This is a genomic window from Arthrobacter sp. NamB2, assembly GCF_005281365.1.
Taxonomy (GTDB): Bacteria; Actinomycetota; Actinomycetes; order Actinomycetales; family Micrococcaceae; genus Arthrobacter_D.
On sequence record NZ_SZWI01000006.1, the window covers coordinates 110,897 to 123,478 of the forward strand.

Sequence of the window (12,582 nt, forward strand, 5' to 3'; positions counted from 1 at the left end):
TGCCTCCGCCCGGCTGCTACTGCCCGTCGACGCCGCGTTCCTCGACGAGGCGTCCGTTGAGGATCCGCTCGATGGCCGTCCGCCCGACGAGTCCCGACTCCTCGATGGTCTCATCGTCGGCGCTCGGCTCGTCCTCGACGAAGCGGAGATCGACAGCACCCCGCGCGGCGGCGGCTTCCTCGGCGCGCTTGCGCTCGGCCTCGTCGAGCAACTGCTGGTAGCGGCTCACCGGCTTCTGGCGGACATTGTCGGCGGCTGCCGGGCGGTCCAGGGCTCCGCCACCGCTGGATCGGACCGACGGCGGACCACTGCTGGTCGGCGAGGAGGCGGGCGCCGGGGGAGTCGGCTGTTCAACGGTGGCGGTGGGGCGCGTCGGGGCCGTGCGCTCGCTGTGTCCCGGCGGCGGCGTCGAGGGACGGGCGTCTACCCGCGGCGCGGCGGTCGGTGAGATGGCTGCCACCTCGCCGTTGGGTGCAGTGGGTGCAGTGGGTGCAGTGGGTGCAGCGGACGCCGGCGGCCTCCATATCACCGAGCGTGAGGGCTGCGGGGCGGGTGCCTGTGCCTGCGACGGGGTGGGAGTGCTGCGCTCGGTGGGCCGGTGCTGGTCGGGTGCCGGTGCGGCCGGTGCTGACGCATGGGACCTGGAGTGCGATGAACTCGTCGCCGTCGTGGCGCCGGTCCGGGCAGGAGCACTCGCCGGACGCGCCGCCTGTGTGCCCCGCTGCCCTGACGGCCGACTCTCGAAGGGGTCCTCCGGCACGGAACCCCACCCGGGACCGGGATCGAAAGCCTCCTCGGGGGGTTCGACGAGCGCCCAGGAGTCATCGGACATGGACGGATCCCAGGCGCTGACGGTTTCGGGAGTCGTCGAATCGGTGGCGTCGGGTCGGGCGGTCGTGTCCCGGCGGGTCGTCGAAGCAGGCTCCTGCGGACCGACGACTGCAGGGCTACCGCCTGACGCCACAACCGCCTGGGCTGCTGCACCCGGCGGTGCCGCGGAGGGTCGCCCGCCCGGGCTGTCCACTGGCGGCGGAAAGGCCTGGCCTGGTGCGCTGCGCGGTGCCGCGGAGGGTTGTTCCCCGGAGGGTCGTTCCGCAGCGAGTCGCCCGGCGGCGGTCGGCCCGTCGGAGCTGGACCGGGCCGGCGAACCAGTAGGCCGTGGCCCGTCCGCTTCCGCCGACGGGCGCGCGGCACCGTCGCGATGCACATCCGCTGCCACGGCAGCGCCGTCCCGCTGTCCGGGGCGGGGCGCTGCGGACGCATTGCCGGTGGCGGAGAGCGCGGAGCCCGGGCGGGTGGGGGTGGCTAGGGCTGCATCAGCCGAGCCGGGCGCACCTGCCACTGCCGCTGGACGCGTGCTACCGCTCGACGGCGGAGGAGAGCCGCGGCCGGCTGACGCAGCCGGAGAAACAGGACCCGGGTTACTGCCCGGGGCCGCCTGCCCCCCTGGTACTTTTGGGCCCGACTCACCCGACCCACCGGCGTCGTAGACCGCCTCGATCGAGCAGGTGAGACCGAGGACCTTGTGGATGGCCTGCTTGAGGTTGTCCATGTGGGGCCCGCGCTGGAAACCGATCGCATTGCCCTGGTTCGCGAAGGCCAGCACCAGCTGGTTGCCCTCGAAGGAACGCGGCTTCGCGGTGACGTTGACGATGAGCCAGGTGGCGCGCTTGATCCGGGCGACCTCGTCCAGGATCTCGGGCCAGGCCCGCCGAACCATCTCGACGTTGCCGCCGGAAGCGGCAGGCTGTCCCGAGGGGGCATCGGTCCGCCGGGGCCCCTGCGCGGCCTGCCGATCCTGCTCGGACGACGGCTGGAGCTCATGGCCGGCAGGGGGCTGTGGCGCTTGGAGTCCGACGTGAGAAGAGGCGGGAGGCTGGGCGGGCTCGACCCCTCGGGGCTGGGGGGCCTGCGCCCGGTCGGTGGTGCCGGCGGGGATCTGGATGCGGGGCTCGCGATCGGACTCCGGCGCAGTCTGGCCTTCCGGAGGCGACATCGGTGAGACCGTCGGCCCGGCCTCTTCCACGCGCCCGGTCGGCTGCGCGGTCGGCTGCGCGGTCGGCTGCGCGGTCGGCTGCGCGGTCGGTTGACCGGTCGCCTGCCCGGTCGGCCCGCTCGGTTGCCCGGTCGGCTGCGCGCTCGGCTGCCCACCCGGCTGCTTCGAGCCCTGCTCCGCGGGGCGGCTCGGGGATTCAGGATCGGAGAAGGCCGAGTTCGTGGAGACGCCCCAGCTGCCGCCCCAATCAGGGGACGAATCCGCCGTGGCGGGAGCCGACGTCGGCTGCTGCGCCCGTGCTGCAGCGGGGACCGCGGGTGAGTGTGCACCTGGAGCGGCAGCGGGAACGGCGGGGGCCGACGGATCGGCGGCGGGAAGGGACCAGCGAGCGGCCGCTTCCTCCGCCGTTCGAGGAACGTCGAGCCGCGGTCGTGCCGGCGCCTTCGGTACTTCATCCGCTTCCGCGGCTTCCACGGCGGGCGTTCCGCCGGCGTATTCGAGGCGTCGCTCGATGCGGTCGACCCGGGCGAGAGTGCCTCGGGCGGTGGCATCCGCGGCCGGGAGGAGCAGCCGGGCACACAGCAGTTCGAGGTGCAGGCGCGGCGACGTGGCTCCCGTCATCTCGGTGAGGGCGGTGTTGGTGACGTCGGCGGCGCGGGACAGCTCGCCCGCGCCGAGCTGGTTCGCCTGCGTGCGCATGCGGTTGAGCTGGTCGTCCGGGACACCGCGCAGAATGGATGCCGCGCCCTCGGGCACGGCATTGATGACGATCAGGTCCCGGAAGCGCTCGAGCAGGTCCTCGACGAACCGGCGCGGATCGTGTCCGGTCTGGATGACCCGGTCCACAGCGTTGAAGACCGTCGCGGCGTCACCAGCTGCCACGGAGTCGACGACGTCGTCGAGGAGTGTCGCGTGCGTATAGCCGAGGAGGGACACCGCGAGCTCGTAGTCGAGGCCGCTCTCACCCGCGCCGGCCATCAGCTGGTCGAGCACGGAGAGGGAGTCGCGGACCGATCCGCCGCCGGCGCGGATCACGAGCGAGAGCACGCCGGGTGCGACGGGGACGTTCTCCTGGTGGCAGAGCAGTTCGAGGTACGCCATGAGGGGCTCCGGCGGAACCAGCCGGAACGGGTAGTGGTGCGTGCGCGAGCGGATGGTGCCGATCACCTTGTCGGGCTCGGTGGTCGCGAAGATGAAGAGGATGTGCTCAGGCGGCTCCTCGACGATCTTCAGCAGTGCGTTGAAGCCTGCCGAGGTGACCATGTGCGCCTCGTCGATGATGAAGATCTTGAACCGGTCGCGGACCGGCGCGAAGGTTGCGCGCTCGCGGAGATCGCGGGCGTCATCGACGCCTCCGTGGCTGGCCGCGTCGATCTCGATGACGTCGAGGCTGCCCGACCCGTTGCGCGCGAGTTCCACGCAGCTGTCGCAGGTTCCGCAGGGCGTGGAGGTAGGGCCCTGGGCGCAGTTGAGGCAGCGGGCGAGGATGCGTGCCGACGTGGTCTTGCCACACCCGCGCGGACCGGAGAAGAGGTAGGCGTGATTGATGCGGTCCTTGTCGATGGCCGCCATCAGGGGTTCGGTGACATGCTCCTGGCCGATGACGTCCCCGAAGGTCTCGGGACGGTAGCGGCGGTAGAGGGCTGTACTCACGGATGAACCTTATCGGTTGGTGCTGACGGTTTGCATGCCGGGTCGGCGGGCGTGGAGAACAGGTCGGCAGGGTCCACGACCCACGGTGCCCGAGGCAGCCGACCGGGCTCGAAGGCTGCGAGCGCCGCCTCGAGCGACTCCGCGGGGAGATCGAGGGAGGACAGGATGACGCCGAGCACCTCAGCGGGAGCCCGGCCCAGCCGGGCAAGGTCCTCCAGTGTCACAGCGCCGTCCCGTTTTGCCAAGCGGCGGCCTCCGCGGTTCACCGCGAGAGGTACATGGGCGTAGACCGGCTCGGGCAGGCCGAGCAGTGAGGCGAGGTAGGACTGGCGGGGGGCGGACTCCAGCAGGTCGTCCCCGCGTACGACCTGATCGATGTGCTGCGCCGCGTCATCGACCACCACGGCGAGGTTGTAGGCGATGACGCCGTCGTTGCGCTGCAGCACGAGGTCGTCGACGGGTCCGATGACGCGACCCGCAAGGAGGTCCTCGGCATGCCAGAGGTCGACGGCGGACCTCAGCCGGAGCGCGGGGGCCCGCACGGCACGACGACGGGCGCGTTCCTCCTCGGGCAGGGCGCGGCAGGTGCCGGGGTAGAAACCGGGCCGGGCATGGGGTGCACTTGCCGCTTCGGCGACATCCCGGCGTGAGCAGAAGCACTCGTAGACGAGTCCCTGCTCCCGCAGGTGGTCGAGTGTCCGCTGGTAGCGGCCGGCCTGTTCGCTCTGGCGGATAACGGGTGTGTCGGAGGTGAGCCCCAGTGCGGCCAGTTCGGCGAGTTGCGCGGCCTCGGCACCGGCCCGGACGCGGTCCAGGTCCTCGACGCGGATCACGAACTGCCGGCCGGTCGAACGGGCGAAGAGCCACGCGAGGACGGCGGTACGGAGGTTGCCGATATGCAGCTGACCTGTCGGGCTGGGGGCAAAGCGGCCGGCGCCTCGATCTGCCACCTTCGAAACCTCCCTGCGACCCGCTTAAAGTGAAGACCCCCCATGCACCTGCCAGAGCCCGCTTACCCTTGCTACCTTCCGGTCCTGGGGGAGTTCACAGGATGACACCACATGAGGGGCCGGGAAATAGTCTACACAGGTGCCTGCGGGGCATCCGAATCGGCCGGGTGCTCAGAGAGGCCCCCCGAGGGCGCGATTCGGCAGGAACCACTTGTATGGGTATTCTGGTATCTGCTCCAAATGAGGAGGATTCGCCTAGCGGCCTATGGCGCACGCCTGGAACGCGTGTTGGGTTAACGCCCTCGGGGGTTCAAATCCCCCATCCTCCGCCTTGTTGCTCGAAACAGTAGGACCCCGACGTCATGTCGGGGTCCTACTGTCTTAAGTCGCGGACGAGTCGGCGTCGCCGCTCAGACGACGTAAGCGCTTCTTCGCGGCCGCCTCGGCCGGACCTTCCGGGCCGAGCCCCAGCCGGATCACGCCGAGCACGAGCCGCACCGTTGTCCTGATGGGCAGGGGAACCGGTCCGAGGGACGGCACTCGAAGACCGAGCATCTCCCGGTGTCTCGGCTCGAGCGTCGCCACCGCTCCGGCGAACAGGACCCGGTAGCCGAGGCGTTGGGACCGCGGTAGCGGCGGACGGCGGATGTACCGGAGCGCTTCCCGTACCTGATCACTGATGGTCAGCTCGTCGTCGAACGCCGCGAGCTGCGAACGCAGCTCGGCTTCGGACCGTGGCGGGTCCTCGAGCCCCATCAGCTGCCCGGCGTGTGCCCACTCGGCGACGTACTGGTCCGGCCCTCCAGGGATGGGTCCGCCGTAGGCGGCGTGCGCGGACACGAAGGCGTCGGTGAAGGCCAGGTGGACCCAGCGGATGAGGTCGGGGTCGGACGCGGCATAGCTCCGTTCGTCCCCCCGGCTGTCGATGTAGGTGCCGTGGACCCTGGTGTGGAGCCGCTGCACGAATTCGGACCCTTCCCGGGCGGCGGTCTTCGAGCCGTAGGTGACCGTGAAGATCCAGCGGATCGTGTTGGCGAGCCGCCCGAGCGGTTCTTCCCGGAAGCTCGAGTGGGCGTGCACGCCGGCCATCGCACCGGGATGCAGGGCCTGGAGCAGCAGGGCGCGGATGCCGGCAACCGTCGGCGTGATGGAGCTGTGGACGGTCCAGACCGCCGAACCGACCGGGAAATAGCCGGCGTCGTCGCCCTTCTCGAACTCGAACTGCCACTGCGGGATGGTGGGATCACCGTCGGTGAAGGTGGTTCGGAGCTGCGTTTTCCACGTGTCGATCAATCCCATGCGGTGACCCGTCCTGTCGGTGACCATGCGGCCGGTTGGTGCGGCCCTGGTCGGGGCAGCCGCGTCAGTCCAACGTACCCGCGCCTGCTTTTGCTCCTGTCCGCCATCCGCCGCGCACGATGGAACGAAGCACGGACAACACCACCTACCAGGGAGAAACCATGTCCTCGTCCGGTTTGTACAGCATCGACCTCACCTTGAACGACGGCAGCCGGACGACGTTCGCCGAGTTCCGCGGGCGCCCGGTACTCGTTGTGAACGTCGCGTCCCGGTGCGGTTTCACGCCGCAGTACGCGGGACTCGAGGCGCTGTACGGCAAGTACGCCGAGGAGGGACTGGTGGTCCTCGGGATGCCCTGCAACCAGTTCATGGGCCAGGAACCGGGCAATGACGACGAGATCGCCGAGTTCTGCTCGACGACGTTCGGCGTGACGTTCCCACTCCTGACCAAGGGCGACGTGCGGGGAAGGGACCAGCACCCGCTGTACCAGCAGCTCACGACCTTCCGGAGCGGCATCCTGCCCGGCCTCGTCAAGTGGAACTTCGAGAAGTTCCTGGTGAACCGCGACGGCGAGGTCGTAGGGCGCTTCGCCCCGACGGTGGAGCCGGACGCCCCTGAGCTCGTCGCGGCTGTCGAAGACGCCCTGGCGCGGCCCGCCGCCTGAGGTGGGCCTGAGGTGGGCGCGGCCCGCCGCCTGAGGTACCCGGCTCTGACGGCCTTCAGGCCAGGGTAGCCACGCAGCGGGCGAGGAAGGCGGCGCCCGCTTCCTCGTGGACGAGATCGCCCTCGGTGATGACGTCGTAGGGTTTCGCGGGGACTCCGTCCGCAGGCCGGACATCGACATGCGCGACGTCGAACCCCTGCTCGTGCAGGTAGTCCGCCATGGCGTAGTCGGTGCGGGAGTCGCCCACCGTCCGCCACGTACGGGGGATGTCCATCAGCGGTGCCACGAGGGTCAGGGCACGCTCGGCGCCGAGGTCCTTGCCGACCCGGATCGACTCGATGTCGGTGGAGATGATCGTCGGATCCACCCGGTACTCGATGTCACCGTTGCTGTCCGGTTCTTCACGGTCCAGCCGGCAGGCACCCATGTCATGGCTGTGCATGATGTCGAGGGCGTCCTCGTCGAAGGAGCGCTGGCCCTCGAGGTAATCGGCGTTGGTGGCACTCAGTGACTGCTCGACCGAGACCATGGAGCGCTTCGTCTCGTCGAAGAACATGAGATGCGAGTACTTCTCCTCCACGAGGTCGCGCACATCGTCGGCGAAACTGGCCGGCAGAGCGAGCTCGCGGTCGACGAAGACCTCCCCGGCGCCGTCGGCCGTGAACGAGAACCACGTCGCACCCTTCTCGCAGACCGCGTGGAAGGTGACGCCGGCCGCGATGCCCGACGCCAGCATGGGCTCCATGACCTGCTTCCTGATGAAGTCGTCCGAGCGGCCCGTGTTGAACACGACGGGCCAGCCGGCCGCGGCGAGCCTGAGCAGGTCGGCGATGATGCTGGGAGGAACAGTCCGGGTCACCGGGCTTGCAACAGGGCCGTCGACGTCGAGCAGGAGACCCTGCACGGGGCGCCCCTGGGCGCGAACGGCAGGAGTCGGGGCGTCGGGCAACAGGTCGATGGGGGGATCCGAAGGCATGCCCCCATTATGTTCCCGAGCAGCACGCACCTTCCATTCGGGTCCTGTCCGAACTGCGCACAAGCGGTACGTGGAAGACTGCCGAGCATGAATACCTCGCCGGGCATCGTCGTCATCGGGTCCATCAACGCGGACCTCGTGATCGCCCTCGGACGGCATCCGCAGCCGGGTGAGACCGTGCTGGGCCGATCGATGACGGTCCTGCCCGGCGGCAAGGGTGCCAACCAGGCGGTCGCGGCGGCACTCCTCGGCGCCGGAGTGGCCATGATCGGTGCCGTTGGGGCTGACACCCACGCGGACGTCGCCCTCTCGGCTCTGACGGCCGCCGGCGTCGACCTGCAGGCCGTTCGGCGGACAGGGGGCGCTACCGGTGTCGCCGTCGTCCAGGTAGCCGACGACGGCGAGAACACCATCGTGGTGCTCCCCGGCGCGAACGCCGAGGTCACCCCCGAGGTCGTCCTCGCCTCGGCGGGTGCCATCCGCGGTGCTGCCGTCGTCGTCCAGGGCGAGTTGCCCGCAGACGCGACCGAGACCGCGGTGCGCTCGGCGTCCGGTCGCGTGATCATCAACCTGGCACCGGTGATACCTCTCGACCGGACGGTCCTCCTGCGCGCGGACCCCCTGGTCGTGAACGAGCACGAAGGAGCCCTGGTCCTGGGGCAGCTCGGGGGCGGTCCGGTGTCGGAGCACGAGGACGTCATCGGGGCCCTCCTGGCCTGCGGAGTGAAGTCCGTGGTGATGACGCTCGGAGGGGCCGGTGCGCTGGTGTCCGACGGTGGGCCGATCGGACAGGTGCCCGCACCCCGCGTTCCCACCGTCGACACGACCGGAGCCGGTGACGCCTTCGTCGGAGCCCTGGCCGCGCGACTCGCGGCTGGGCAGCCCCTCGACGATGCCGTCCGGTTCGCCGTGAGGGTCGGCTCCTACGCCGTGCAGCGCCCTGGTGCACAGCCTTCCTACCCGGCGCTCGGGACCACGCTTCCCGACCTGCCGGCGTAACCATTAGGCCACGAGATGACGCCTGAACTGCCCCCGCGTTCCATTGGCCGGAGCAATTACCTAGGCTGTAGCAGTGATCTTCAAAGCAGTGAGTGACGGCCGGCCGTACCCGGACCATGGACACGTGACCCCCAAGGACTGGGCGGAAGTGCCTCCCCGGCAGGTGCGGCTCGACGAACTGGTGACCACCAAGACCACGCTCGACCTCGAAGCACTGCTGGCCGAGGACTCGACGTTCTTCGGCGATCTCTTCCCCCACGTGGTGCAGTGGAACGACGTGATGTACCTCGAGGACGGCCTGCACCGCGCCGTACGGACCGCGCTGCACCAGCGAACCATCCTGCACGCGAGAGTCCTCGTGCTCAATGAGTGAGGAGGAATCCTCGCGCCGTCAGCGGGCGGAGGCGAAGCGTGATCCGACCGAGTGGCACGGCCACCGCATCGTCACCGAGACGGACCTCGGCGCGGTATTCGAGGAGGACGACGCCGCACGCCGGCACCGAGCGTCGATGCGCAGGGTGCGGCACGGCGTCGTCCTTGTGCTGCTGATCGGGCTCCTGGCCGCAGCCGCCTACGTGGCGCTGGGAATCGCGCGGGGCGACATCAGCGTCGGCGCCTCCGGGCCGACCCCCACCCCGACCTCCACCTGCCCTGCCGGCCCCTTCGACTACCAGGACCCAAGCGCGATCACGGTCAACGTCTACAACGGCACGACCATCGACGGGCTCGCGGGAACGGCAGCCGCCCAGTTGAGGGAACGCGCCTTCGCGGTGAGCGAGATCGGCAACAGGGAGGGCGGTCCCACGGGGGCCACCGCGTTCATCATCTCGGGGCAGGCCGGACGGGCCAATGCCTTCACGGTGCAGCGCACCATCCCCGACTCGCTGTATGTTGCCGACGAACGCGAGGACCGGACCGTCGACGTCGTGCTCGGTTCCACCTACGCGGGCATCATCCCGCCCGAGGGCGTCGACATCACGCCGGCCGGGCTGGCGTGCGCCCCGGAGGAAGGCGCGACACCGGCCGCCGCTCCCTAACGGATCCGGGCGGCCGGGACGAAGCTCAGGTGCGGTTCCTGAGCGCGCGACGGCGGACGACCAGGGGATAGACGACCCAGAGCAGGACGACCACCAGCAGCAGTGCGCCCGCGACGACCAGGCCCGCGGTCCGGTTCACCACGAGGTCGAAGATGAGCCAGGCCGTGCCGGCGAGCACCAACCCCACGAGGGCCGTCGTCGCCCGGATGATCGCCGCGGTGTGCTGCACGAGGGTCGCCTTCACGCGCAGGCCGAACAGCACTCGGTGCATGTTGACCGAGGACAGCACCAGGGCCGTGATCAGTGCAGAGAGGCAGACCAGGCACAGGTACACGGTCACCTGCACCTCGTCCAGTTCGTCGAACCGGCTCTGGAACGGCAGGGTCAGCAGGAACCCGGTCAGGATCTGGATACCGGTCTGCATCACGCGCAGCTCCTGGAGGAGCTCCTGCCAGTTGCGGTCGAGGCGCTGGTTGCGGCTCTCGCCGCGACCGTCGTCGTCGATGTCCTGCGGGAGGAGACCCGCACCGCCCGGGCCCGTGCGGTCGGAGCCGGTTCGGCCCGCATCGACAGGACCCGCATCACCAGGGACCGCGCCGACCGGGCCTTCACCGCCGGGGACGGCACGCCGGACCGCGCTCGTTCCCTCGGCAGGACGCTGCGGTGCATCCTCGCCGACGGGGTTCGTCGGCGACGCGGCGCCGTCGCTGGTCGGAGTTGTTCCGGTGCTCATCGTGGACCTGGCCCGTCCGTCAGCTCGACGACCGGGCGCCGCCCTGCCAGACGGCATCGAAGGGAGCGCTCGAGGCCACCCGGTTCCGGATCCCCTCGGTGACGAACTGCTTCGCGGTGCGGGCGGCGTCCAGCGGGGACGCTCCCTTGGCGAGCTCCGCGGCGATCGCGGCCGCGAGTGTGCAGCCTGCGCCGCTGACGGCGACGTCGCCGACCTTGGGCGCCGAGAGTACCTCGAGCGTGTCACCGTCGAAGTAGACGTCCACCGCGTCCGGGCCCTCGATGCGCACGCCACCCTTGGCCAGGACGACGGCGCCGCTCTGCCGGTGGATGATCCGCGCCGCTTCCTTGAGGTCCTCCAAAGACTCGATGGTCGTCCCGGAGAGTGATTCCGCCTCGAAGTGGTTCGGGGTCACGAAGGTGGCCAGGGGAAGGATGTTCGCCTTGAGTGCCTGGTCCGTGTCCAGCGCGGCCCCGGGCTCCTGCCCCTTGCAGATCAGGACCGGATCGAGGACGACGTTGTCCCACTCCTGTGCCTTCAGCGCAGTGGCGACCGTGTCGATGGTGGCGGGGGTGCCGAGCATCCCCAGCTTGACGGTCCGGAGCGGGTAGCAGGACTGGATCGCCTCGAGCTGGTCTGCGATGACCTGCTGGTCCACGGCGACGAAGCGGTGCTGCCACTGGTTCTTCGGGTCGAAGGAGACGATGCAGGTCAGGGCCACGATGCCGTAGACGCCGAGTTCCTGGAACGTCTTGAGATCGGCCTGGGCTCCTGCTCCTCCGGTGGCCTCGGAGCCGGCGATGGTCAGGGTGATGGCGGGGGACGTAGGGGTCTGGATGTCGGACATCTCCCTAGTGTGCCCGAAGCGGCTCCCGAGCGCCTGCACCGCCGGGGGCGAGGATGTCGTCGAGCGCCGGACCCAACGTGGGGTAGGTGAAGGTGAATCCGGCGTCGACCAGCGTGCGCGGCGACACCCAGCGGCTCTTCAGGACCAGTTCGGCCTCTGTGCGGATGACCAGTCCGCCGAGGTCGAGGAGCCAGGCGGGAGTGGGAAGCCCGGCCGGCACGGAAAGGCGCTTCCGTACCGCCGCCATGAGTTCCGCGTTCGTCACCACCCCCGGGGCAGCGACGTTGACGGGCCCGCTGAGCGACGGGGCCTGCGCGACGAAGACGATCGCGCGGAACAGGTCGTCCAGGTGGACCCAGCTGAATTTCTGCGTGCCCGCGCCCATCGGACCGCCGAGTCCGATCCGGGCCAGGTTCACCAGGGGCCTCATCACGCTGCCGCGGCCCAGCACGATCGAGATGCGCAAGGCCACCCTGCGTACGTCCGGGACGTCGGCATCGGCGAGCGCCTGCTCCCACGCCCGCGCCACGGAGACCGAGAAGCCGGTGCCCAGTTCGCCGTCGTCCTCCGTCTGGGGCCTGTCCATCGCATGACGATAGATGGTGCCGGTGCTGGAGTTGATCCATACCGGCGGTGGCGCGCCGCCACCCGCCCGGCACAGTGCGAGGGCGCGGCCGAGCTCCTCCGTCGTGCCGACGCGGGAGGAGAAGATGGCGTCGGCGTTCCGCTTGTTGTAGCGGCAATTCACGCTACGGCCGGCAAGGTTGACGAGGAGGTCCGCGCCGTCGAGGGCCTCGGCGATGGCGGCCGTATCGCCCCAGACCGCGGAACCCGAGCGCCCGATCGTCCTCACCTGCACCCCGGCTTCCGTGAACCGGCGGACGAGGTGGGAGCCGATGAACCCGGACGCTCCGGCGATGGTGACCCTGGTGATGTTCATTGCACGCGGACCAGCTTCCAGACACTGGCGCGGGCGAGGGCACCCGCACCTCCGATGATGAGGGCGGTGGGCACACTGTCCCGCAGGACGGTGGAGGGGGACAGCAGGGTGGTGATGAGGAACGCAGCCACGGTGAATGCCAGGAAGAAGACCACGACATGGATCCACTGGTGACGCACCGGGCGCAGCAGGAGCCCCAGCACTATCCCGAGCGGCAGCCCCGTGACAAGCCCGACGCCGAGGCCGTACCACAGGGCCAGGAGGAAGACCGCGGGCGCCTGGATCCCCCACGTCGAGGCGAACGCGAGGGCGAGGACGGTGAGTCCCACGAGGAAACCGACGACGACCGCGCCGGGACCGAACGTCACGTGGTGACGGGCCGTCCGTCGGCCGACCTCGTCCGGTGTCCCGTCGTCCGGCGTCCCGTCGTCCTGTGCCCCGTCGTCCTGTGTTCCGTCGTCCGGCGTCCCGCCCGCCGCGCTCACTG

The 12,582-nt window shown here is 70.1% G+C and carries 12 protein-coding genes, 1 tRNA gene and 1 other RNA gene; 5 read left to right on the top strand and 9 right to left on the bottom strand.

What is annotated here, in order from left to right; all coding sequences use genetic code 11:
- Positions 1 to 16: 16 nt before the first annotated feature.
- The 3 genes from FDK12_RS11635 to ffs all read right to left on the bottom strand — a co-directional run bounded on the left by FDK12_RS11635 (position 17) and on the right by ffs (position 4,723).
- Positions 17 to 3,649, bottom strand: coding sequence for a DNA polymerase III subunit gamma and tau (locus FDK12_RS11635; protein ID WP_137369722.1), 3,633 nt, complete (start codon positions 3,647 to 3,649; stop codon positions 17 to 19).
- Positions 3,646 to 4,599, bottom strand: a complete 954-nt coding sequence (gene gluQRS, locus FDK12_RS11640) for a tRNA glutamyl-Q(34) synthetase GluQRS (protein ID WP_137369723.1) — start codon at positions 4,597 to 4,599, stop codon at positions 3,646 to 3,648. Before gluQRS ends, FDK12_RS11635 begins: the two co-directional genes overlap by 4 nt.
- 28 nt (positions 4,600 to 4,627) lie before the next feature.
- Positions 4,628 to 4,723, bottom strand: an RNA gene (gene ffs, locus FDK12_RS11645) — signal recognition particle sRNA small type.
- A 120-nt stretch (positions 4,724 to 4,843) separates the two neighbouring features.
- Here ffs and FDK12_RS11650 point away from each other — a divergent pair.
- A tRNA-Ser gene (locus FDK12_RS11650) sits at positions 4,844 to 4,928 on the top strand.
- Between the two features lie 52 nt (positions 4,929 to 4,980).
- On the opposite strand, the gene FDK12_RS11655 is transcribed toward FDK12_RS11650, so the two are convergent.
- The gene (locus tag FDK12_RS11655) at positions 4,981 to 5,898 is read right to left on the bottom strand and encodes an oxygenase MpaB family protein (protein ID WP_137369724.1); all 918 of its coding nucleotides are present in this window, start codon (positions 5,896 to 5,898) and stop codon (positions 4,981 to 4,983) included.
- Positions 5,899 to 6,059: 161 nt separating this feature from the next.
- Here FDK12_RS11655 and FDK12_RS11660 point away from each other — a divergent pair, with 161 nt between their 5' ends.
- Entirely contained in the window at positions 6,060 to 6,563 is a 504-nt protein-coding gene (locus tag FDK12_RS11660) for a glutathione peroxidase (protein ID WP_137369725.1), read from the top strand.
- Positions 6,564 to 6,618: 55 nt separating this feature from the next.
- Here the strand turns inward: FDK12_RS11660 and FDK12_RS11665 are convergent, their stop codons facing one another.
- Complete coding sequence (locus FDK12_RS11665) at positions 6,619 to 7,539, bottom strand: hypothetical protein (protein ID WP_223263248.1); 921 nt, start codon at positions 7,537 to 7,539, stop codon at positions 6,619 to 6,621.
- 87 nt (positions 7,540 to 7,626) lie between these two features.
- On the opposite strand from FDK12_RS11665, the gene FDK12_RS11670 reads away from it, so the two are divergent.
- From FDK12_RS11670 to FDK12_RS11680, 3 genes are all read left to right on the top strand, one after another.
- Complete coding sequence (locus FDK12_RS11670; RefSeq protein WP_137369726.1) at positions 7,627 to 8,538, top strand: ribokinase; 912 nt, start codon at positions 7,627 to 7,629, stop codon at positions 8,536 to 8,538.
- 73 nt (positions 8,539 to 8,611) lie between these two features.
- Positions 8,612 to 8,911, top strand: a complete 300-nt coding sequence (locus tag FDK12_RS11675; protein ID WP_104117653.1) for a type II toxin-antitoxin system VapB family antitoxin — start codon at positions 8,612 to 8,614, stop codon at positions 8,909 to 8,911.
- Positions 8,904 to 9,575, top strand: a complete 672-nt coding sequence (locus FDK12_RS11680) for a LytR C-terminal domain-containing protein (protein WP_137369727.1) — start codon at positions 8,904 to 8,906, stop codon at positions 9,573 to 9,575. The genes FDK12_RS11675 and FDK12_RS11680 overlap by 8 nt, the downstream gene beginning before the upstream one ends.
- 25 nt (positions 9,576 to 9,600) lie before the next feature.
- Here the strand turns inward: FDK12_RS11680 and FDK12_RS11685 are convergent, their stop codons facing one another.
- Genes FDK12_RS11685 through FDK12_RS11700 form a run of 4 tightly spaced genes read right to left on the bottom strand, consistent with a single transcriptional unit; the run spans position 9,601 to position 12,580 of the window.
- Positions 9,601 to 10,308 carry a DUF6328 family protein gene (locus tag FDK12_RS11685; protein WP_317616737.1) on the bottom strand — a complete coding sequence of 236 codons (708 nt, stop codon included), beginning with the start codon at positions 10,306 to 10,308 and terminating at the stop codon, positions 9,601 to 9,603.
- A 19-nt stretch (positions 10,309 to 10,327) separates the two neighbouring features.
- Positions 10,328 to 11,155, bottom strand: coding sequence for a bifunctional hydroxymethylpyrimidine kinase/phosphomethylpyrimidine kinase (gene thiD / locus FDK12_RS11690; protein WP_137369728.1), 828 nt, complete (start codon positions 11,153 to 11,155; stop codon positions 10,328 to 10,330).
- A 4-nt stretch (positions 11,156 to 11,159) separates the two neighbouring features.
- Positions 11,160 to 12,095, bottom strand: a complete 936-nt coding sequence (locus FDK12_RS11695) for a TIGR01777 family oxidoreductase (protein WP_137369729.1) — start codon at positions 12,093 to 12,095, stop codon at positions 11,160 to 11,162.
- Positions 12,092 to 12,580 carry a hypothetical protein gene (locus FDK12_RS11700; protein WP_137369730.1) on the bottom strand — a complete coding sequence of 163 codons (489 nt, stop codon included), beginning with the start codon at positions 12,578 to 12,580 and terminating at the stop codon, positions 12,092 to 12,094. The genes FDK12_RS11695 and FDK12_RS11700 overlap by 4 nt, the downstream gene beginning before the upstream one ends.
- Between the last annotated feature and the right edge of the window lie 2 nt (positions 12,581 to 12,582).